Source organism: Archangium sp. (assembly GCF_036277355.1).
Lineage (GTDB): Bacteria > Myxococcota > Myxococcia > Myxococcales > Myxococcaceae > Archangium.
In genome coordinates, this window is sequence record NZ_DASUNC010000166.1 from 1 (window position 1) to 19,882 (window position 19,882).

At 69.6% G+C, this 19,882-nt stretch carries 19 protein-coding genes and 1 pseudogene; 8 read left to right on the forward strand and 12 right to left on the reverse strand.

Features of this window, described 5'->3' with window-relative positions; translation table 11 throughout:
• The first annotated feature begins 106 nt into the window (after positions 1-106).
• Positions 107-514 carry a hypothetical protein gene (locus tag VFZ09_RS40585; protein WP_329733159.1) on the forward strand — a complete coding sequence of 136 codons (408 nt, stop codon included), beginning with the start codon at positions 107-109 and terminating at the stop codon, positions 512-514.
• 7 nt (positions 515-521) lie between these two features.
• Entirely contained in the window at positions 522-1,133 is a 612-nt protein-coding gene (locus VFZ09_RS40590) for a hypothetical protein (protein WP_329733160.1), read from the forward strand.
• Positions 1,134-1,191: 58 nt separating this feature from the next.
• Here the strand turns inward: VFZ09_RS40590 and VFZ09_RS40595 are convergent, their stop codons facing one another.
• The 7 genes from VFZ09_RS40595 to VFZ09_RS40625 all read right to left on the reverse strand — a co-directional run bounded on the left by VFZ09_RS40595 (position 1,192) and on the right by VFZ09_RS40625 (position 7,509).
• On the reverse strand, positions 1,192-1,959 hold the full coding sequence (locus VFZ09_RS40595; protein ID WP_329733161.1) for a tRNA(His) guanylyltransferase Thg1 family protein: 768 nt from the start codon (positions 1,957-1,959) through the stop codon (positions 1,192-1,194).
• Positions 1,946-2,416 carry an ATP-binding protein gene (locus VFZ09_RS40600; protein WP_329733162.1) on the reverse strand — a complete coding sequence of 157 codons (471 nt, stop codon included), beginning with the start codon at positions 2,414-2,416 and terminating at the stop codon, positions 1,946-1,948. The genes VFZ09_RS40595 and VFZ09_RS40600 overlap by 14 nt, the downstream gene beginning before the upstream one ends.
• A gap of 43 nt (positions 2,417-2,459) precedes the next feature.
• A complete protein-coding gene (locus VFZ09_RS40605) occupies positions 2,460-4,499 on the reverse strand; it encodes a BTAD domain-containing putative transcriptional regulator (RefSeq protein WP_329733163.1) in 2,040 nt (679 codons plus the stop codon).
• 62 nt (positions 4,500-4,561) lie between these two features.
• Positions 4,562-4,942: an acyl-CoA dehydrogenase family protein gene (locus VFZ09_RS40610; protein WP_329733164.1), complete on the reverse strand. Its 381-nt coding sequence runs from the start codon at positions 4,940-4,942 to the stop codon at positions 4,562-4,564.
• A complete protein-coding gene (locus VFZ09_RS40615) occupies positions 4,833-5,333 on the reverse strand; it encodes an acyl-CoA dehydrogenase family protein (RefSeq protein WP_329733165.1) in 501 nt (166 codons plus the stop codon). Before VFZ09_RS40615 ends, VFZ09_RS40610 begins: the two co-directional genes overlap by 110 nt.
• 113 nt (positions 5,334-5,446) lie before the next feature.
• Positions 5,447-5,779 (reverse strand): PadR family transcriptional regulator, encoded by a 333-nt coding sequence (locus tag VFZ09_RS40620; RefSeq protein ID WP_329733166.1) that lies wholly within the window; start codon positions 5,777-5,779, stop codon positions 5,447-5,449.
• 116 nt (positions 5,780-5,895) lie between these two features.
• The gene (locus VFZ09_RS40625; RefSeq protein WP_329733167.1) at positions 5,896-7,509 is read right to left on the reverse strand and encodes an adenylate/guanylate cyclase domain-containing protein; all 1,614 of its coding nucleotides are present in this window, start codon (positions 7,507-7,509) and stop codon (positions 5,896-5,898) included.
• Positions 7,510-7,606: 97 nt separating this feature from the next.
• On the opposite strand from VFZ09_RS40625, the gene VFZ09_RS40630 reads away from it, so the two are divergent.
• The 3 genes from VFZ09_RS40630 (at position 7,607) to VFZ09_RS40640 (ending at position 11,807) form a co-directional block, all read left to right on the forward strand.
• Entirely contained in the window at positions 7,607-8,434 is an 828-nt protein-coding gene (locus VFZ09_RS40630; protein WP_329733168.1) for a polyphosphate kinase 2 family protein, read from the forward strand.
• A gap of 3 nt (positions 8,435-8,437) precedes the next feature.
• Entirely contained in the window at positions 8,438-9,538 is a 1,101-nt protein-coding gene (locus VFZ09_RS40635; protein ID WP_329733169.1) for an AAA family ATPase, read from the forward strand.
• A gap of 397 nt (positions 9,539-9,935) precedes the next feature.
• Positions 9,936-11,807, forward strand: coding sequence for a M4 family metallopeptidase (locus VFZ09_RS40640; RefSeq protein WP_329733170.1), 1,872 nt, complete (start codon positions 9,936-9,938; stop codon positions 11,805-11,807).
• An 83-nt stretch (positions 11,808-11,890) separates the two neighbouring features.
• Here VFZ09_RS40640 and VFZ09_RS40645 read toward each other — a convergent pair whose 3' ends face one another.
• Genes VFZ09_RS40645 through VFZ09_RS40660 form a run of 4 tightly spaced genes read right to left on the reverse strand, consistent with a single transcriptional unit; the run spans position 11,891 to position 15,748 of the window.
• Entirely contained in the window at positions 11,891-12,823 is a 933-nt protein-coding gene (locus VFZ09_RS40645) for a hypothetical protein (RefSeq protein WP_329733171.1), read from the reverse strand.
• Positions 12,811-14,403: a caspase family protein gene (locus VFZ09_RS40650; protein WP_329733172.1), complete on the reverse strand. Its 1,593-nt coding sequence runs from the start codon at positions 14,401-14,403 to the stop codon at positions 12,811-12,813. Before VFZ09_RS40650 ends, VFZ09_RS40645 begins: the two co-directional genes overlap by 13 nt.
• Positions 14,400-15,164: a zf-HC2 domain-containing protein gene (locus VFZ09_RS40655; protein ID WP_329733173.1), complete on the reverse strand. Its 765-nt coding sequence runs from the start codon at positions 15,162-15,164 to the stop codon at positions 14,400-14,402. Before VFZ09_RS40655 ends, VFZ09_RS40650 begins: the two co-directional genes overlap by 4 nt.
• Positions 15,161-15,748 carry an RNA polymerase sigma factor gene (locus VFZ09_RS40660; RefSeq protein ID WP_329733174.1) on the reverse strand — a complete coding sequence of 196 codons (588 nt, stop codon included), beginning with the start codon at positions 15,746-15,748 and terminating at the stop codon, positions 15,161-15,163. The genes VFZ09_RS40655 and VFZ09_RS40660 overlap by 4 nt, the downstream gene beginning before the upstream one ends.
• Before the next feature lie 367 nt (positions 15,749-16,115).
• On the opposite strand from VFZ09_RS40660, the gene VFZ09_RS40665 reads away from it, so the two are divergent.
• From VFZ09_RS40665 to VFZ09_RS40675, 3 genes and pseudogenes are all read left to right on the forward strand, one after another.
• Complete coding sequence (locus VFZ09_RS40665) at positions 16,116-17,432, forward strand: DUF418 domain-containing protein (RefSeq protein ID WP_329733175.1); 1,317 nt, start codon at positions 16,116-16,118, stop codon at positions 17,430-17,432.
• Between the two features lie 482 nt (positions 17,433-17,914).
• Positions 17,915-18,097: pseudogene (locus VFZ09_RS40670) on the forward strand (hypothetical protein); the annotation flags it as partial.
• A 121-nt stretch (positions 18,098-18,218) separates the two neighbouring features.
• Complete coding sequence (locus VFZ09_RS40675) at positions 18,219-19,229, forward strand: ketoacyl-ACP synthase III (protein ID WP_329733176.1); 1,011 nt, start codon at positions 18,219-18,221, stop codon at positions 19,227-19,229.
• On the opposite strand, the gene VFZ09_RS40680 is transcribed toward VFZ09_RS40675, so the two are convergent.
• Positions 19,213-19,629 carry a DUF6209 family protein gene (locus VFZ09_RS40680; protein ID WP_329733177.1) on the reverse strand — a complete coding sequence of 139 codons (417 nt, stop codon included), beginning with the start codon at positions 19,627-19,629 and terminating at the stop codon, positions 19,213-19,215. The two genes, VFZ09_RS40675 and VFZ09_RS40680, sit on opposite strands and share 17 nt — an antisense overlap.
• Between the last annotated feature and the right edge of the window lie 253 nt (positions 19,630-19,882).

A 19,882-nucleotide genomic window follows, 5' to 3' on the forward strand; every position in this document is an offset into this window, starting at 1 on the left:
TAACGCTGGCCGTCCTGGGTACGAAAGGCCTGAGTAACTGGCAGCCGCACTCCTTGGAGGGGGTGCCCACGCAAGGTCACCGTCACCTGCTCGGAGCTGGGGAGTGATGTCGGGGGTGCAGTATGTGGACGCCGTCCTCCCGCGAGGCAAGAGCTACGGGGACATCCCGGGGGAGGACCGGCTGGGCGACGAGCTGCAGGCGGCGGTGAAGGAGTTTGCGGCGAAGTGGTCCCAGGCGTTTCTGAGGGACGAGGAGCGTAGGGCCATCGACGCAGTGCGAAGCCGCGGTCTCGAGCACCGCGCGAATCTCCTGGAGCGCCAGGCGCGCGGGCGGTGGGTGGAGCTGCAGATGAAGCAGCGGTTCCCGAGCCTGTCGTGGAACAGCCGCGGTGTCGACATCACGGGCCCGGGGGGACAGAGTTACCACTACGAGATCCTGTCTGGCACGGAGTCGAACTTCGCGCTGCACGGGCGACGGATGGCGAGCACCTTCTTTCGTATGATCTTCTTCTGAGACCCGAGTGACTCCCAACATCCACTACGAAAAGCGAGAGATTGTCGGTGAGCGGCTGGAGCTGGCCAAGGGCCCGATCTACTGGCTCGGCCCCGACCTCACGGTGCGCGACTCCACTGTCATCATCAGTGCGGCTGGGCGGTCGCTGGTGCCTATGTCGGGCCAGTTCATCAACTGCACCATCCAGGCGAAGGGCCAGCTGACGGGCCTGCCTTGGGCACCGATGAAGCTGACGGGGTGCCGGTTCAAGGGTCGCTTTACCGGCAATGACTTCGGCTTCCGCGAGGACGTGGACGAGAGGTGGAAGGCCGGTGGAGTCGAGGACTGCGACTTCACGGAGGCGCAGCTCAACGGTTGCCGGTTCTTCAACTGCGACATGACGACGATTCGACTGCCGCGCTGGCCGTGCTTCACCTTCCTGGACGCACGCCGGCATGCCGCGGAGCTGGCGCGGTGTGAGTGGCCCGGCTCCTTCGACTCGGTGATCAGGACGGTGTGCGATCCGCCACAGGGCACGGTCGCGTCGGTCTGGCACGCGCCCACCATCGCCAAGAAGTCGGAGACGACAGTCGAGGAGCTGCGTGCCGCCCTGGAAACAGCCCCGGGGATCTTCATGTAGTGAGCCTGCCCCGGTCTTGTGGACACACCTCATCAGTCGGCTACACGGGAGGTCGTGTTCATGAAGCGAAGGGGGCGGGGGCGTTCATCCGCTCCCGCACGTAGGCGTCGTACTCCTCCTTCATCGGGAGGGACTCGTCCACCTTCAGCCGCCGGCGCTTTGTGCTCACCTTCCGGCCACTGCGCGGGTCCTCCCCCTCCTTCTCGTACTGCTCCCAGTAAATGCCCGAGCCCCGCCTCTGCCAGAGCGGCAGCTCGTTGAAGTTGATGCCTCTCTGGAAGAGCAGCTCGTTCTTGAAGCCCACCGACTTGCCGTGCAGCTCCCGCGAGGCCTGCGCCACGCTCTGCCCTTCCTTGCGCAGCGTCCAGTAGCACCAGCCGTGCAACGCGCAGCGCGTCGCGTCCGCCTGTCTCCAGCGGAAGTAGTCCACCACCTCCCTCTCGTTCACCCCCATCCACACCCGGCTGTCGAACACCGCCGGCACTCCCGCCACGTGCGTGAAGGTCGCGCTCGCCACGCCCGCCGAGATGGACACCAGCTTCTCCACCTCCCGGTCGAACAGCGACCAGTCCGGCCGGAAGAGCACCGAAATCTCATCGCTCTCCGTGTACGCGTAGACGCCCTGCAGCTCCTCCAGCAGCGCCGAGGCCGTGCGCACCATCTGCTGGTGCAGCGTCGCGTCGAAGGGCTTCTCGTAACGCGCCTCCGTGAAGCGCGAGAAGCCCCGCCCGTCCACCCTCAGCACGCACCACGCCCCCCTCAGCAGCCGCAGCGAGTGGAAGAACTCGCCCTCCCGCATCCGGGCCTCGAAATCATCCGGCTTCATGTCCCTCCCTCCATTCCCTCACGTCGAAGCCGCCCTCGGGGCGGACCCGCACGTGGAACAACGCATCGAATCCCTCGGCGCTCGAGGGCCACCGCAGCTTCCGGTACGTGATGTGGAGGGCCTTGTCCTCCACCCGCGCCCTCCCCACCCGCCCCGCGTTGCGCGCCAGGCACGTCTCCAGGTCCGACTCGAAGACGTAGCCCACCACCCGCGCCCCGTGCTCGCGGCCCAACGCGATGAGCGGCTCCCGGTCCTCCACGAGCGGATGGGTGTTGTCCACCACCACCGAGTCCCCTCGGGCCAGCGCCTCGGCGATGAGCCTGCGCTGCCGGGCCTCCCGCTTGCGCGCGTTGGGCCACAGGTCCTTGCTCACATGCACGTGCGAGCCCGCGAAGCGCTCCCGGTAGAAGCTGCTCTTTCCCGAGCCCTGCAATCCAATGAAGAGGACCAGTTCCATGACACGTCCCTCCCCGGACGGTGTGCACGCCCGGCCTCTGACGTCACCCCGAGGGAATCCTGCTCCTCCACCGGGCCGCTTCCTCCAGCTCACCCGAGGACTCCAGGATGGACGCGGCCCGCGCGTAGTTCGTCGCCGCTTCCGTCCGGCGCAGGTGGGACTCGTCCACCTGGGCCGCCGCCAGCAGGAAGGGCACCGCGCGCCGCGTCTCCCCTCCCTCCAGCCAGTGCTGCGCGATGAGCGCCGGGGCCGCTCGCCTCGCCTCCAACCGCTGCGCCAGGCGCCGGTGCAGCAGGCCCCCCATCGCCGAGGGAATCGAGTCCTTCACCGCCTCGAACACCAGGTCATGCGTGAAGTGCTCACCCCGGAAGATCTGCGCCGCCTCCAGCTCGCGCAGCGGCTCGGCGAAGGACAGGGGGCTCACCTCCAGCACCTCCCCGGCCAGCTCCAGGCTGAACTCCATGAGCGCCAGCGCCGCCACCTGCGCCAGCTGCAACGCCAGCGGGGACAGCCGCTCCAGGCGCTGCTGGATGAGCGGGCGCACCCGCCCCGGTGGAGGCAGCCGCTCCGGCCACCCCTGCTCCAGGCTCCCCGACTCCACCAGATGCTTGAGCGTCTCGGTGATGAAGAGGGGATTTCCCCCCGTGTAGCGCGTCATCTCCCGGGTGAGCGACTCCGCCCCGGGCAGCTCCAGGCTCTCCAGCAGCTCACCCACCGCCTCCGGCGGGAGCGGCTCCAGGGACATGAACATCGCCAGCCCCGCGGCCTCCAGCCGCTTCGTCATGGCGAGCGCCTCGCCCCCGAAGTCACCGCTGCGGCAGCAGTCGATGATGAGCGGGAAGGTGCCGGCCGAGTGGAAGCGCGCGTGGGCATAGGCCCCCACCTGCAGGCTCGCGGTGTCGGCGAACTGCAGGTCATCGGTGATGAAGCTGTCCACGCCCTCGGTGCAGCGGCGGAGCACCTCGCTGTAGGCGTCCAGGCAGCGCACGCGCTCCCCTTCGTCCCGCACGGGAGGAATCCGCTCCCCGGGCGCGGCGAGCTCGGGCATCACCCGCGCCAGCTCCCGGCGAATCCATGGCTCCAGGCCCAGCCGCAGCTCGGGCCGCCCGGCGAAGATCTCCCGGATGTTCCGCACGAACAGGGAGTAGGGCACCTCCGCGTCTCCGGGCCGGGCGGAGAACACCAGGTAGCGCCCCTTCGACGCCGCGAAGTCATGCGCCAGCCGCGTCTTGCCCACGCCCGGCTCGGCCAGCAGCAGCATGAGCTGCCTCGACCCCCACGCCGCCTCCATCCGCGCCCACTCGCGCGCGCGGCCCACCAGCACCGGCGGACGCAGCACGGAGAGCGGCAGCGTCCGCTCCAGCCTCTTCTCCACGGCGCGGGGCTTCACCTGTCCGCGCTCCACGTCCCGCGCCAGCGCCAGCGTGTCCGGGTGCGGCGCCGCGTCGTACTCCTCGAACAACATCTTCCGGCAGCGCTCGAAGAGGGTGAGCGCCGCCATCCGGTCTCCCTGCAGGTAGTGCAGCCGCATCAACCGCCGGTAGGCCTCCTCCGACAGGGGCGCCAACCCCAGCAGCCGCTCGGCGAAGTGCAGCGCCCCGGCCAGGTCTCCCTGCTGCTCGCGGGCCTCCACCTCGGCGATGGCGGCACGGCACCGCAAGGCCTCGAGCTGCTCGCGGGCCCGGAGCAGCCACGCCTCGAAGTCCGGGCAGTCATCGAAGTCCAGCGTGCCCAGCAGCGAGCCCGCCAGCGACAACGCCTGCGCGTGACGGCCCGCGAAGACATGGGCCTCCAGCTCCACCGCGTCGGTGCACACCCGCTCGGAGAGGGAGACCACGTCCCCGCCGAGCACCAGGTCCGTCCCGGTGGCCACCCGCAGCCGGCGCAGCAACTGGCGCATGTTGTTGCGCGCCGTGTCCTCGCCGGAGCCGGGCCACAGCATGCCCGCCAGCCTGTACTTGGGCGTGGGCCCCTCCAACGCCAGCCACGCCAGCACCGCCGCCACACGACGCTGCACCTCCAGGGGCTCCGCCAGCCCCAGGAGCCGCGCTCCCCCGAGCACTTCCAACCGCCAGTCCGTCACGACTTCCCCCCCGCCACTCCATGGAGCAGCCGAGCACCCCGGGCGCTCTCGAGGGAGCGTCCTCAGGTCCAGAATCCCGTCGGCTGCTCGAGGAGGGAGGCCCCGGCCTGACCAAACCACCCCTCAGCGGCAGCCGCATGCTGCCTGAAGGTGTAGATGTCACGGAAGCGCCTCTGCAACGACGAGCCCTCCTTGAGCGAGCTGGCCCCTCCCGCGCGATAGCAGGTTTCCACTACACCCGAGGCATTCTCCGTCACCCACGCCAGGGCGGCCGACAGGCGCGGGGCCAGCGGCACGGCGGACGCGGGCTCGTTCACGCACGCGGCCCAGAACTCATCCGCCGTGGCGTACAGGAGCGCGTGAGCGGCCCGCACGCTCGTGTCCACGCGGCCGAGCTCGAGCTGGAAGACGGGAGATTCGAGGAGCGGGACGCGCGCGTACATGCGCCGCTCCCTGCTCCACCACGGCCTGCCCCTGCGCGTTGAAGGCCCCGCCCATGATGACGTCCGGACCGGCCGAGTAGATGGCATCGAAGCGCTCGCGCGGCAGGAGCGCGAAGAGGTGCGGGCTCTCCATGCCGATCATCGTCGTCCAGCCGGCCGCCCCATCCGCGCGGGCGAGCGTCTCCAGCACCTCGCAGCCGGTCCGCGGGTCCACCTCGAAGCCACCGTGGCTCCGGGGCACGAAGGCGCGAAAGAACCCCGCCTGTTTGAATGGAGCGAGCAGGTCCAAGGGCAACCGCCGTCCCGACTCGATGTCCGCGGCCCGGGCGGCAATCACCGGAGCCAGGTCCCGCGCGGCCCGCACCACCTTCGTCGTCTCAGCGCTCTTCATGCGTCACTCCTCGTCGCGGGCGCGGGAGTCCCCCCATGCGCCTCGTCCGACGTGGAGCAACGAGTACCAACGGGGGTGTGACGGGGGCGTGACCGGGTAGCGCATGGGCGCCCTCAAGCCGCCTCGAGCACCCGGGACACGGCCGCCACGTAGCGCTGCCACGCCTGCGTCTCGGCCCTCAGGTGCGCCCGGCCCGCCGAGGTGAGCCGGTAGAACTTCGCCCGCCGGTTGTTCTCCGACAGGCCCCACTCCGCCTCCAAGAGGCCCCGCTTCTCCAGCCGGTGCAGCGCCGGGTAGAGCGCCCCCTCCTCCACCTTCAGCTCCTCCCCGCTCCGCTCCCTCACCACCTCCGCCACCGCGTACCCGTGCAACGGGCCCCACGACAGGCTCTTCAGAATCAGCACGTCCAGCGTGCCCTGCATCAACTCCAGCGAGTTGCCCGCCATGTCGCTCGTCCCCTCAGGTGCTCGGGGGAGCGACGCGCACGCTCCCCTCAGGTGTCGAGGGAAGAGTCCCCAGCATCCCCTAAGCCGTCAAGGGGAGCACCCGGACCCGGGGCGCGTCAGCCGGTGTACGAGGACTCCCCGAGGGGCCCTCGCCACTCCACCCGGTGGAGCGTCAGCGGCTCCTGCCGTCCGTGCTCCGGGAGCGGCGGCAGCGGCGTGACGGGTAAGGCGCGCTCCCGCCAGCGCTCGAAGGTGGCCTCGGTGAGGAGGATTTCCCCGGGCCGGGCGGCGGCGCACACCCGGCTGGCCACGTTGGTGGCATCTCCAATGGTGGCGTACTGCAGGTACTGCTCGGAGCCGATGTTCCCGGCCGCCACCCGGCCCGTGTTCAGGCCCACGTGGATGTTCAGCTCGGGCCGGCCCTCGGCCCGCCAGCGCGCGTTCAACCGCGCCAGCGCCCGCTGCATCTCCACCGCGGCGCGCACCGCCCGGTCCACGTCGTCCGGGTGCGCGACGGGCGCCCCCCACACCGCCATCAGCGCGTCGCCGATGTACTTCTCCAGCGTCCCCTCGTGCCGGAAGACGATGTCCGCCATCACCGGGAAGTACTCGTTGAGCAGGTCCACCACCTGCCGGGGCTCGAGCGTGGAGGACAGCGCGGTGAACTGGCTGATGTCCGAGAAGAGAATGGTCACCTCCGTCTCGATGACGCCCAGGTGGGCGCTGCGCGCGAGCTGCAGCTTCTTGAGGGTGGCCGGCGGGAAGAAGCGCAGGTACGTGGTGCGCATCACCGCCTCCTCCTCGAGCTGCTGGCGGAGCAGCGAGTTGTCGAGCGCGATGGCCGCCTGGTTGGCGAAGGCGGTGAGGAACTCCAGGTCCTCCTGGGTGAAGCCATGGGCCCGGGAGAGGTTGTCCAGGTAGAGCACCCCCATCACCGTGTCCCGGGGCTTGAGGGGCACGCACATGGACGCGCAGATGGACTGCTTCAGCACCGAGTCGGCGGAGCCCAGCCGCGGATCCCTCCGGGCATCCGAGAAGAGCGCCGCCACGCTGTGCTTGCGCACGTAGTCGACGATGTGCTGGCTGTAGAAGGGCCCCGCGGGCAGCTCGCCCGACGCACGGGCCACCCGCGGACGCAGCTGCCCACTGGTCGGCTCCACCAGCAGGATGGCCGCCCGGTCCACCTCCAATATCTGGAAGACGAGCTGGAGGACGCGGTCCAACACCTCGTCGATGGAGCCGGGTGAGGAGAGCAGCTGGCTCACCTTGAGGAGGATCTGCAGCTTGTTGTGGGCCCGGACGTCGCCGCTCACGGGCTTCATCTTCAGGGCGGTGTTCGACTCGGGATCGGCATATGGCCGCAGCAGCTCGCCCATGGTGGTGGGAGAGAAGCGCGTCTGCAGCGAGCGCACCTGGGTCGGCATCGGCTCCCGCGAGAACGAGGGGGAGGTGCGCACGAGCCGGAACGACACCTGGCCGCACCGGAAGCTCTCCCCCTCGCGCAGCTCGTGGCGCCGCACCTGGGCCGAGCCGATGAACGTCCCGTTCTTGCTGCCCAGGTCCTCCAGGACGATGCGCCCGCCCACCCGTTCCAGCCGCGCATGCCGCCGCGACAGGCTCTTGTGGACGACACAGACGGTGCACTCCGGCGTGCGCCCGATCGTGACGGGGCCCTCGGGAAGCACGAACGTCTGCTCATCCAGAGCGCCCGGGTTCATGATGAGCTGCATGGGGCCGGACCTTACCATTCCACGGGTGGACAGTCCGGGTTGTCAGCCCTCACGCCCCGTGGAAACCTGCTCACGGGAGCCAACGGGAGGTGTGGGCATGGACATCATCACCATCGACAAGCAGGGCGAGAAGGTCAAACTCGACGGCATCTCCGCGGCCCCCCCGAAGAAGGCGGACCGGGACGCGGCGAAGCGGGAGCTCGAGGCGCTGGGCGAGGAGCTCTTCGATCTGCAGGATCTCCTGTGGGGCGCGAAGATGAACTCGGTGCTCATCGTCCTGCAGGGCCGCGACACGGCCGGCAAGGACGGCACCATCAAGCACGTGGCGGGCTTCCTCAACCCGCGAGGCGTCAGCGTCACCTCCTTCGGCGTCCCCTCCGAGGAGGAGCGCGAGCACGACTTCCTCTGGCGCATCCACCGCCATGCGCCGCGCAAGGGCGAGCTCGCCATCTTCAACCGCTCCCACTACGAGGACGTGCTCGTCGTGCGCGTGCACGGGCTCGTCCCCGAGTCCCTCTGGAAGGAGCGCTACGGGCACATCCGCGACTTCGAGGAGATGCTCTCCGAGCACGGCACCCTCATCCTCAAGTACTTCCTCCACATCAGCCGCGAGGAGCAGGAGCAGCGCCTGGTGGACCGGGAGAAGGAGCCGCGCAAGGCGTGGAAGATCAACGCCGGAGACTGGGAGGACCGCGAGCACTGGGACGACTACACCCAGGCCTACGAGGAGGCCCTCTCGCGCACCTCGACGAAGAAGGCCCCGTGGACCCTCGTCCCCGCGGACTCGAAGTGGTACCGCAACCTCGTGGTGGCGCGCTCCCTCGTGGAGGCGCTCCGGCCCTACCGCCAGGCCTGGCAGGACCGGCTCGACGAGGTGGGTGTCCGCAAGAAGGCGGAGCTCGAGGCCTGGCGCAAGAGCCGCTAGCCCATGCCCGTCCAAGAGCTGTGGATCGAGAACTACCGCTCGGTGCGGGCGCTGCGCTTCCCGCTCGCCCCCGTGACGGTGGTGGTGGGCCCCAACGGCAGCGGCAAGACGAACGTCTACCGCGCGTTGCAGCTGCTGCTCGCCGGTGCCGAGGGGACCCTGGCGCGCACCCTGGCCGAGGAAGGCGGAATGCCCTCCGTGCTGTGGGCGGGCCCGCGTCCGAAGAGCGCGCCGAAGTCCGCCCCGCTGCGGCTCACCGTGGGCGTGCGGCTGGAGGACCTGGCCTACGAATTGTCCTGCGGGGTGGTGCCGCCCCCTCAAGGGCCCTTCTCGCTGGACCCGGACGTGAAGGAGGAGACGGTCTGGGTGCACGAGGGCAAGCGCCGGCACGTGGTGGCCGAGCGCAAGTCCCAGAGCGTCTTCGCGCGCGACGCGGAGGGCCACCGCACCACCTTCGCGGCCCAGCTGTGGAGCAGCGAGTCCGTGCTGGCCCAGCTCTCCGAGCCCCACCGCTTCCCGCTGCTGAGCGCGCTGCGCGCGGAGCTGCTCCGCTGGCGCTTCTACCACCACTTCCGGACCGACCCGGACTCGCCCCTGCGTCACGCGCAGGTGGGCGTGCGCACGCCCGCGCTCGCGCACGACGGGAGGGACCTGGCGGCGGCGCTGATGACCATCGACGACATCGGCGATGACCGCGCGCTGCACGCGGCCGTGGAGAGCGCCTTCCCCGGCTCACGGTTGGAGCTCGACAGCGAGGATGGGCGCTTCTCCTTCCGCATGCACATGCCCGGGCTGGTGCGCCCGCTGGAAGCCACGGAGCTGTCGGACGGGACGCTGCGCTACCTCTGTCTGCTCGCCGCGCTGCTGTCGCCCCGTCCCCCGCCCTTCCTCGCGCTCAACGAGCCGGAGACGAGCCTGCACCCCTCGCTGCTGGAGCCACTGGGACGCCTCATCGCCACCGCGAGCCGGCAGGGACAGGTGTTCGTCACCACGCACGCCCACGAGCTGGCCACCGCGCTGGAGAAGCACGCCCGGGCGTCCATCCTCCCGCTGCGCAAGGACTCGGGCGCCACGGAGCTCGTGGAGCCGGACGAGGCGGAGTGACGAGAAGGAAGAAGTGGCAGGCCGCCAGGGAGTTGAACCCCGCACGCCCGGATTTGGAGTCAGGGAGCCGGAAAAGACGCCAGGGACCCTGCGTCCTGACACGGTATTTTCCGGACTCGGAGACCGGGTGGCGGGCCTGTCGCGACCCAGGACACTCCTGTCCGAATCCAGGACACCCCGGATTGAGTTGTCTCAAACCATTGAAATCAGGTGATTCTTCCTACTCCGTGTAAACACGCTCTACATCCGGAAGGCAGGCGGGCGTGACATACTTGCTCCACAAAATTTAAACATGGGGCCGCAACCTTCGGAGTTCCAAGCATTTACGGGGTTGGCGCGTTCCCTGCTTTAGCGGGAGCCGTCCGATGGCACCCCGCCGTCGGTCAGGAGAGATCTCGTGATCCGCACCCGTTTCCTTGCCGCCGCGCTGCTCGCGCTTCCCCTCGCCGCGTGCGAGGTCGACAACTCGCAGCTGCCCGAGGGCGCCCCGAAGTCCGACGCGGCCGCCGATTCCCTCGGTGACGTGCGCGCCGCGCTCGCCGCGCTGCCCTCCGCCGAGGTCGTTGGCTCCAACGACGATGGCGTTCCCTTCATGCTCAAGGGCTCGCTGGACAACGTGAACGGCCTGCAGGGCATCGCCGCGGCCTTCCGCCTCGACACCGCCGACCTGGTGATGACGCGCACCAGCGTGGACGAGCAGGGCAACTCGCACATCCGCTACAGCCAGACCAAGAACGGCCTGCCCGTGATGGGCGGCGAGCTCATCATCCACAAGGATCCGAGCGGCAAGATCTTCATGGCCAACGGCTCGGCGCGTGACGGCGAGCTCGTCCCGGCCAAGGCGCGCGTCTCCGGCGAGGCCGCCAAGGCCGCCGCCCTGGACAACACGGTGGGCCGCCACATCGCCACCGAGGGGGATGCCCGCCTGGTGTACATCCGCTCCGAGCAGGACGGCCGTCTGCGGCTGGCCTGGGAGGTGGTGGTGACGGGCGAGGGCGCGGACCTGCCCATCCGTGACCACGTGTTCGTCAACGCGCTGACCGGCGCCATCGAGGACACCACCACGGAGATCCACTCCGCGAAGAACCGCGCGGTGTACTCGGCCAACAACGGCACCAGCCTGCCCGGTACCCTCAGGCGCTCCGAGGGTGGCGCGGCCACGGGCGACACCCACGTGGACGACAACTACGCTCACCTGGGCACCACCTACGACTGCTACAGCGTGAACTTCGCGCGTGACTCGTACAACGGCGCGGGCGCGCAGCTGCGCAGCACGGTGCACTACAGCACCAACTACACCAACGCCTTCTGGAACGGCAGCCAGATGGTGTACGGCGACAGCAACGGCGTGCAGTCCGCGCCGCTGGGCAAGTCGCTGGACGTGACGGTGCACGAGCTGACGCACGCGGTGACCAGCTCCGAGTCCAACCTCACCTACTCCAACGAGTCCGGCGCTCTCAACGAGGGCATGAGCGACATCTTCGGCGCCTACTGCGAGTCGTGGAAGCGCGGCTGGGTGGTGGACGCGGCGGTGTGGATGGTGGGCGATGACGTGTGGACGCCCAACACCCCGGGTGACGCGCTCCGCTACATGGCCAACCCCACGCAGGACGGCTCGTCCTACGACTACTACCCCACGCGCTACACGGGCACGTCCGACAACGGCGGCGTGCACTGGAACTCGGGCATCGCCAACCTGGCGTTCGTGCTGCTGAGCCAGGGCGGCACGCACCCGCGCGGCATGACCAGCACGGTGGTGACGGGCATCGGCATCCAGAAGGCCGGTCAGATCTTCTACCGCGCCAACCGCGACCTCTTCACGGCCTCCACCACCTTCGCCCAGGCGAAGACGTACACGGAGCAGGCCGCGACGGCGCTGGGCTACACCACGGCCGAGGTCGCCTCCGTGTCGGCGGCCTGGACGGCGGTGGGCGTGGGCGCCTCGACGCCTCCCCCGGCCTCCACGGCGCTGACCAACAACGTGGCGATCACCGGCATCTCCGGTGCCTCGGGCTCGCTGAAGTACTACCACCTGGACGTGCCGGCCAGCCGGGCGGTGACCTTCACGCTGAGCGGCGGCTCGGGTGACGCGGACATGTACGTGAAGTTCGGCTCGACGCCGAGCACCAGCTCGTACGACTGCCGCCCGTACCTCTCCGGCAACAACGAGACGTGCTCCTTCGCCGCGAAGACCACCTCCGGCCGCTACTACGTGATGCTGCGCGGCTACAGCTCCTACTCCAGCACCTCGCTCAAGGGCGCGTACTAGTCCCGAGCACGCTGAGCGGAACGTGAGTTGAACGGCCCCTGGGAGGCATGCCTCCCGGGGGCTTTGTTTCGCGGGCGACCCCGCTACTGAGGCGGAGCCCCCTGCTCCACGCAGAAGGAGCGCGCCGGATCCCGCCCGTTGACGTCCACGACGACCTCGGCCGAGGGCCTGCACCCGCGGAGCTGCTGGTCGCACTGATAGGGATGGAGACGCCCACAGTCCTCCGTCACCGTACAGGCCTTGATCCAATAGGCCGTCGCGTCCGGCGCGGGGGCCCGCAGCAGGACCGAGCCCTTCTGGCGGCAGCCATTCGGCGGAGGCTCCGGGATGAGGCAGGCCCCACCGGACCACTCTCCGACGAAGTTGAGGACACACACCCCGCCCCCACAGTCCGAGTCCCTCTTGCACCCGGCCCCGAGCGGCACGCCGCACTCGCCATCCGCCACGGGCGTCGTGGGCCGGATGGAGGACGGACACATCATCGGGGTCGAGACGAGGTGCCACCCCGCGCTCAAGGGAGTCCCCGTGGGTGAATCACCGCCCGACAGCGCCACGGGCACGCGAATCAAGGCGTTCTGGGAGTAGCCCTCGAAAGGCTCCGAGTCGTCCTTCCGCCCATTGCCATTCGCATCCCGGAACGCCCCGAGCCGCGCGATGCCATACCGCGCGCCGGAGGGCGTGGTGTAGAGGAGCTCGGGCCCGGGCTCGTCGAACAGGTGCATCTCGAAGGACCGGAAGAACGCCATGCGGCGGGTGGTCCCCGGCTGCGGCACCAGCCTGTCCGCCTTCGCCGCACCGCCCAGGCTCCACAGCACCATGAGGAAGACCTCGGCGTCCTCCTCATCGACATAATCCGAGGGGGCCACCACCCGTCCCCGCAGCGTGAACAGCGGCGTCCCCGAGTACGTCTCGTCGACGAGCGTCTCTCCGCAGGCGAGTGCCGCGCCCGCCAGCACGCAGACGAGCCCGCGAAGAAGAGAGGAAGCAGCCCTGCCCTCGGTGCTCACCGGCGCCATACGAGTCCTCCCGCGCCCCACCAGGTCAGTGGGGTCGCCAGCTCACGCTCATCCGACGCCACCCCGTTCTTCATCACGGCCCGCTGGAAGAGGCCGGTCACCGGCCCGCCCTCGAGGCGCAGTGCGAGCCCCGCCCCCAGGTGCCGCTCCACCGACAGGATTCCGCCAAAGGCCGCGCCCAGCGCCTGCCGGTCCGGAGACACCCGCTGCGTGTCGAAACTCTGCCGGTGGTACACGCCCTCGACGAAGAGCCCGAACGCCAGGCTCACGGGCTGCAAATCGACGAAACGCTGGAGCGTCAATCCGAGGCCGAGCTCGTCATGGGTGCGAGGCAGCAACCCGTCCAGCCCGGAGCTCTGGCTCCGCATGCCCCGCAGCCGCACGCCCACGGAGCCCCAATCGAAGTCGAGCCCATAGCCCACGCGGAGCTGCGGCGCGATGCCGTCTCCCGCGAGCATCTGCCCCTGGGCGCCCCCGAGCAGGTCGACATGATGGGTGTAGCGCTTCTCGCCACCGCGGCGGCGCACCAGCCGGTCATAGCGGACGGTCTCGAAGGGCAGCGAGGCCACGTCGGCCACGGCGCCCGCGGCCAGGGCCACCTGGTACTCGCGGTACTCATCGGCGCTGCGCTGCTGCACGAAGTAGTGGCCCGCGGGAAGGGACAGCTCCCGGCGATTGCCCTGTGGCGAGACCTCCGCCACCACGGGCCCGCCCCGCCGCCCCTCCAGGATGAGGTAGAGCGAGGAGGAGCCGAGCCGCAGCCGCCCCATCTTCCCCTGCGTCTCCGCCGGAGTGGACAGCACCAGCTCGCCGCGCCCCTTCACCTCCCACGAGTAGGTGGGGTGCTGCAGCGCCACCGTCTGGCCACTCGAGCGCAGTGTCTGGGTATATGCATAGCCATACGCCTCGGTCAGCGTGACCTTGCCATCGTCGTCATGGTCGGCCGCGCCGCGCAGCGCGTTCATCAGGTGGTGGGTGAAGAACGAGCCACGCAACTCATCGGACTCCTGACTCGACTCGCCCGCGGCACTCGAGGTGAGGATGGCCAGCCCCTCGGTGGCGATGTTGTTGTTCAGGGAGATGTCGAAGCTCTCGGCGGCGTTGACTCCCTTCACCCGGGTCACCGAGCCGGAGCGGCAGGCATCGAGCACCAGCAGACGCACGCCGGCCGGCGAGCCCGCCACCAGCGTCTTCAGCTCCTCGAGGGGCAGCTCCGTTCCCCCGAGATGGAGTGCGGTCGCATCCGCATGGCCCGAGTAGAAGACGACGAGCGCGGTGGGATGCCCCGCCCCCGCCTGCGCGCGGATGGCGGCGTTCACATCCTGCAGCGCGCGACGCACCGAGGCCGCGTCATCGCCGAGCAGCAACATCGTCCGCCGCGACGAGACGCCCCCGTGCTGGCGCAGCACGTCGGTGAAGGCCCGGGCGTCCTGCTCCGCGAAGAGCAGGCCCACCTCGTTGGGAGCGCCCTGGTCATGGCCGATGGCCACCACCCAGGTGTGCTCGGGGAGCGCTTGAGCCAGCGGGGACACGAGCACCGCCAGCACGAGGCCCAGGAGGAAGACGCATCCCCGGCTCATCCGCCCTTCTCCAGGATGAACGGCGTCATCGCGCAGCCCTCGGGGCACACGGGCTTCTCCCCGGCGCCGCCCGAGGTGCACTCCGGTGTGCCCACCTCGAGCGGGCAGTGCACCAGGTAGAGCATCTCGCGGCCTGGCTGCGCGTCGAGCGACACCGCGCCCGGGAGCGCGATGCCGTCCCCCTCCTCGAAGCGCGTCTGCATTCCGGGCTCCAGCGGCCACGCCGTATACAGCGCCCCGGACGCCTCGACGCCGAGCACCGTCACGTGGCCCTCCGCCGGCACGTCCACGCTGAAGCGGAGCCGGTCGCCCGGCGCGAACGTGTCGCCGCTCACCACTTCCTCGGCATGGTCGCCCACGAGGCGGAACACGTGCAGCCCGAGCGCCCCCTTCATCCGCGTCCCCTGCTGGCCGGGGACCACCACCAGCAGCACGACGGCCGCCGTGGCCACCATCGCCATCGGGGCGAGCAGGCGGCGTGCCCAGCCGAGCAGCCGCTCGGAGCTCGAAGCCCGGGCGGGCTCATCCAGCCCCTTGCGGATACGCCCCAGCATCACGCGCGGATCCACGCCGTCGATGGCGCCGAAGCCCGCCCGGCGCTCGGCCAGACGCGCGCCACAATCGGCACAGCCCGCCACATGGCGCTCGGTCCGCTGCGCCTCCTCCGGCGGGAGCTCGCCCGCGTGGAGACGATCCAACGTGAAATCGGAGGGGCACTCCGGCCCTCCCGCGCGCAACTTGACGAAGTCAGGCGGCTTCATGAGCGCCTCCTTCCCAATCCCAGGAAACCCGAGGTCTTTCGTTCCGGCGGTGGCGGAGCCGGGGGAGGAGGAGGCGTGCCCTCCGAGCCTCCCGCCGTCCGCGCGTTCACCCACTCCTGGAACCGCTCCAGCAGGTTGCCCACCGTGCGCTTGGACACGCCCAGCACCGAGGCCGCCTCCTCGTGTGACATGCCGTCGAGGAAGACGTACACGGCGGCGGCGGCCTGGCGCTCGTCGGCCTCCGAGAGCAACCGGCGCAGCAGCACGAGGTCATCGGGGCTCACCGGCCCGGTCCGCGAGCCGTCGTCCGCCATGGGCTCCACGTGCTCCTCGTGCAACCGGGTGCGGCGCGAGCGGTCCCGGATCTGGTTCAGGCAGTAGTTGGTGGTGATCTGATAGAGCCAGGTCGTCATCTGGCTCTGCTGCCGGAAGTTCCCGGCGGCGCGGAAGGCCCGGATGAAGATCTCCTGCGTGGCCTCTTCCGCGTCGGCTGGATTGCCCAGCAACCGCAACGCCCGGCGGTACACCCGCGGGCCGTGCTGGTTGAAGAGCAGGGAGATCTGCTGCGAGTCGTCTCGGCTCAAAGCGTTGGTCGGGGATGGGGGGGAGGGCACTCTACCAGACCCGATCCAGCCCAGCCGAGGCCCACCGCCGCTGGATTGTAACTGCAATAGGATCGTCATCGGCGCGGGCCTCCTGCTGGCACTCCCAAAACCTTGGACCCGTGGGCCGGATATCCGGGCAAGCCCCACGGTTGATTTTCCGGGCGGGCTGTTTCGCCTCGGGTGTAGGGCCGCCTGCACCCCGAGTGAGCCGGCGCCCGCCGCCGCGCATGTCCGGTCCTGAAGGGGCCCGTCCCAGAAGTGGGAACGCCCCAGGGCGCGGGCATGGCTGTCCCACATGGGAGGGGCCCCCGTGGGACTGGCGCGGGCATTGCGATACTCCCCCGCCATGGATTCCACCCCCCCCGCCTCCCCCGCCCTGAAGGCCCGTCCCGTCGACGAGGGCGAGCGCCTCGTCCTGCTCGACACCCTGCGGGGTTTCGCGCTGAGCGGCGTCTTCCTGGCCAACGTCCACCTGTGGTTCAGCGGGCTCATGTTCCGCCCGCTCGCCGAGGTGAAGACGTTCTACCGGGAGTCGTCAGGGCTGGACGCCGTCATCATCCATACCTTCGGTCCGCTGATCGGCGGCCGGTTCATCACCCTCTTCTCGGTCCTGTTCGGCCTGGGGTTCGTGGTGCAGCTCGAGCGCGCCGAGGGCCGCGGCACCTCCGTCGTCCCGCTCTACGCGCGGCGGCTGGTGGTGCTGCTGGGCGTCGGCCTCGCGCACCTGTTCCTGCTCTTCCAGGGCGACATCGTCAGCACGTACGCCGTGCTGGGCTTCACCCTGCTGCTGTTCCACAAGCGCACGGACCGCACCCTCCTCGTCTGGGCCGCCGTGCTCATCTTCCTCGCTCCCCTGCTCTGGCTCATCGTCCCGCGGGTGACAGAGCTGCTCGGCTCGCCAGCCACCGAGGAGGCCGCGAAGGCCGCCATGGAGCACAGCCTGGCCCTCCGCGCCCGGGTGCTGGAGGCGTTCTCGCACGGCTCCTGGCTCGACACGGTGCGCGTGGGCGGGGCGTACTACTGCGAAGACCTGTTCTGGAATCTCAGCGCCCTCCTGCCCGTCATCGCCGGCCGCTTCCTGCTGGGGCTGTGGGCGGGGCGCCGCCGCCTCTTCCATGACGCGCACCAGCACCTGCGCTTCTTCCGCCGGCTGCTCGGGTGGGGCCTGGGACTGGGCCTCGCCGCCAGCAGCGTGGCCATCGTCGTGTGGCTGCTCTCCATCCGGAACATCCTCCAACCCGGATCGCTCCCGTGGCTGCCGTTCGTCATGGGGCCCATGCGCCACCTGGGAGAGCTGGGCATGGCGTCGGCCTACGCGGCGGGCATCACCCTGCTCTTCCAGCGCGACAAGTGGCGCCGGTGGCTGACCGTGCTCGCCCCCGTGGGCCGCATGGGGCTGACGAACTACCTGCTGACGTCGGTGCTGGGCGTGCTCTTCTTCTACGGCTACGGGCTGGGGCTCATGGAGAAACTGAAGAGCCCCGCGGCGCAGTTCGCGCTGACCCTGGTGCTCTTCGCCCTGCAGATCGTCTTCAGCCACCTGTGGCTGGCGCGCTTCCGCTTCGGCCCCGTCGAGTGGGTGACGCGCTCGCTGACGTACGGCAAGGCCCAGCCCATGCGCCGGGCCTCCACGGCCGAGAAGAAGGAAATGGCGAACGCCTGAGCCGGCGGGTGGACGCACGCCTCGAAGCACCGGGCCCTCCCGCGTCAATGCCTGCTCAGGATTGACAATTCCCGCTGATGTCTTAATTATGTTCGCGTCATGAGGCCCGTCACCACCATCCTGGGTGTGCCGTCCAAGCGCGAGTTCGCGCCGATGGCGGACGTGCGTCTCGGCTCCCGCAACAAGGTTCTGCTCGACATTTGATCAGGCGGACCGGGTTCCCTGGTACGCGGGTTGGCTGGTTCCCGTGTACCGCAGGGGCTCTGTTCCGCCGCTGATCATCCCGGGCCTTCGTGTGTCCTCACACCGTCCCGAGCGTCCCTGAGCGGCCGCTCCCGGGCATGCGTGTGCGCGCCCGAAGCCTCCCGAGCGTCTGAATCCTCTCAACCAGTGTCTGTCTTCAACCCGCGGGTGCGTGCACCCGGCGGGAACGGGAGTCTTTTATGTCTCGCACCACTCGAATCGAGCGCTACCGCAACAATGGCGGGGTCATCCCGAAGGAGTTCATCCCGGCCATCGAGAAGGGCGTGGCCGGCGCCATGGAGAGAGGCGTGCTCGCGGGCTACCCGATGGTGGACGTGGAGGTGCATCTGGTCGATGGGAGCACGCACGTGCGCGACTCCACGCCGCAGGCGTTCACGATGGCCGGCTCGCTGGCCTTCCAGGAGCAGCCATGCGGGCCATGACGCGGTGCGCGGCGTACGCGCACCGCGTCAGAGCCGGACTCGCGTGGGAAATCCTCGCGGCCGTGGCAAAGCGATGACGTGGCGCGGGTAGACGGTCCGCATGTTCCTCCACGCGCTCGGACACTTCCACCCGGAGAACCTCATCACCAACGCGTTCCTCCAGGACATCGGCCTGGAGACGGACGACGCATGGATTGTCGAGCGGGTGGGCATCCGCACCCGGCACACGGTGCTGCCGCTCGACTACCTCCGCGAGACCCGCAACCGGGACGTGCGCGGAGCCCTCGAGGCCGCGCTGTACTCCAACGCGGAGACGGGCAGGCGCGCGGCGCTCATGGCCCTCCAGCGCGCGGGGCGCGACGTGAAGGACGTGGGAATGGTGGTGGCCGGAGGTTGCTCGCCCGACGAGTGCATTCCAGCCGAGGCCTGCCGCATCGCCGAGGCACTGGGCATCGAGGCCCCCTCGCTGGACCTCAACGCCGCCTGCTCGTCGTTCTGCGCGCAGCTGCACTTCCTCGCCGGGATGCGGCCGGAGCGGCTGCCAGACTTCATCCTCGTGGTGAATCCGGAGAACTCCACCCGCGTGGTGGACTACGCGGACCGCTCCAGCTGCGTGCTGTGGGGCGATGGCACCAGCGCCGCCCTGATCAGCCCGCGCATCCCCGGCCCCTGGCGCATCACGCACACCCTGCTCGGCGGAAGCCCCTCGGGCGCGGACAAGGTGAAGGTGCCCCGCGCCGGCCACTTCACCCAGCAGGGCTCCGCGGTGCAGGCCTTCGCCATCAAGCGCGCCAGCGAGACGTTCCTGGCGTTGCGCGCGCACTACCTCGCGGCCTCACCAGGACGCACCCCGGACGGACTGAGCCTCATCGGACACCAGGCCAACCTGCGCATGCTGGAGGCGGTGCAGCGGCGCACCGAGGTGCCCGACGCGCACCACTTCTACAATGTGGAGCACCGGGGCAACTGTGGGGCCTCGGGCGCGCCCACCGTGCTCTCGGAGAACTGGGACAACCCCCAGGTGGGCGACGCGGTGGCACTCGCGGTGGTGGGCAGTGGCCTCACCTGGGCTGGAGCCTTGCTGGAGCGCTCCGCTACGGCTGGAGCGTGAACGTGTAGATGGGCCAGGAGCTCGGGTCGTAGGCGACGCAGCTCCCGCGGTCCCAGTTCTTGAACCGCATCTCGAGGGTGCGCGCCCCCACCGGTGCCGTGATGGTGGCCGGCGCGGGCTCCCGCCTGTACCCGCTCGTGGTGGTCACATAGGCACTCTGGAAGGTGCCGTAGTCGAAGCGGTACTCGACGGTGATGAACCACGTGTCCATGCCGCTGTACGTCGCGCGGCACGTCTTCAGCCGGTCGAGCGCGTACTGGACGGTGAAGGGCTGGCCGGCGCGCAGCGTACCGGTGACCGTATAGGGGCCGCTCACCGGAAAGGAGATGACCGGGGTCTGCGCCGCGGCGGAGGTGGCGATCAGCAGGGGGAGGACGAACGCACAGAGTCTGGACGACAAGAGAAGCTCCTGGGGGGAAAGGACTGCCCGGGCATTCTCCAGGATGCGGTGGAGAAAATTCCAGGAATTTCCACTTTTCTCTTTTTCCCAGGAGACATGGGGCATCCGCGCGCCTCCGTGCAGAGGGCTCGCGCACGCCCCGTCCATGTCGAAGTCCCGCACCACTGGAGAATGACATCAAAGGCCGTGGGATGCCTGCCACTCGAGGCGCTCGTCGGCATCGTGCGCCAGCCGTTCGAGCACCTCGTCCAGG

What these genes read in the sequence shown, in the direction of transcription:
- VFZ09_RS40630 (WP_329733168.1), top strand. Translation starts at nt 7,607, where the DNA reads ATGGACATCATCACCATCGACAAGCAGGGCGAGAAGGTCAAACTCGAC.
- VFZ09_RS40655 (WP_329733173.1), bottom strand. Translation starts at nt 15,164, where the DNA reads ATGAAGCCGCCTGACTTCGTCAAGTTGCGCGCGGGAGGGCCGGAGTGC.
- VFZ09_RS40620 (WP_329733166.1), bottom strand. Translation starts at nt 5,779, where the DNA reads ATGGCGGGCAACTCGCTGGAGTTGATGCAGGGCACGCTGGACGTGCTG.
- VFZ09_RS40675 (WP_329733176.1), top strand. Translation starts at nt 18,219, where the DNA reads ATGTTCCTCCACGCGCTCGGACACTTCCACCCGGAGAACCTCATCACC.
- VFZ09_RS40665 (WP_329733175.1), top strand. Translation starts at nt 16,116, where the DNA reads ATGGATTCCACCCCCCCCGCCTCCCCCGCCCTGAAGGCCCGTCCCGTC.
- VFZ09_RS40585 (WP_329733159.1), top strand. Translation starts at nt 107, where the DNA reads ATGTCGGGGGTGCAGTATGTGGACGCCGTCCTCCCGCGAGGCAAGAGC.
- VFZ09_RS40610 (WP_329733164.1), bottom strand. Translation starts at nt 4,942, where the DNA reads ATGTACGCGCGCGTCCCGCTCCTCGAATCTCCCGTCTTCCAGCTCGAG.
- VFZ09_RS40600 (WP_329733162.1), bottom strand. Translation starts at nt 2,416, where the DNA reads ATGGAACTGGTCCTCTTCATTGGATTGCAGGGCTCGGGAAAGAGCAGC.
- VFZ09_RS40625 (WP_329733167.1), bottom strand. Translation starts at nt 7,509, where the DNA reads ATGCAGCTCATCATGAACCCGGGCGCTCTGGATGAGCAGACGTTCGTG.
- VFZ09_RS40635 (WP_329733169.1), top strand. Translation starts at nt 8,438, where the DNA reads ATGCCCGTCCAAGAGCTGTGGATCGAGAACTACCGCTCGGTGCGGGCG.
- VFZ09_RS40645 (WP_329733171.1), bottom strand. Translation starts at nt 12,823, where the DNA reads ATGGCGCCGGTGAGCACCGAGGGCAGGGCTGCTTCCTCTCTTCTTCGC.
- VFZ09_RS40650 (WP_329733172.1), bottom strand. Translation starts at nt 14,403, where the DNA reads ATGAGCCGGGGATGCGTCTTCCTCCTGGGCCTCGTGCTGGCGGTGCTC.
- VFZ09_RS40595 (WP_329733161.1), bottom strand. Translation starts at nt 1,959, where the DNA reads ATGAAGCCGGATGATTTCGAGGCCCGGATGCGGGAGGGCGAGTTCTTC.
- VFZ09_RS40615 (WP_329733165.1), bottom strand. Translation starts at nt 5,333, where the DNA reads ATGAAGAGCGCTGAGACGACGAAGGTGGTGCGGGCCGCGCGGGACCTG.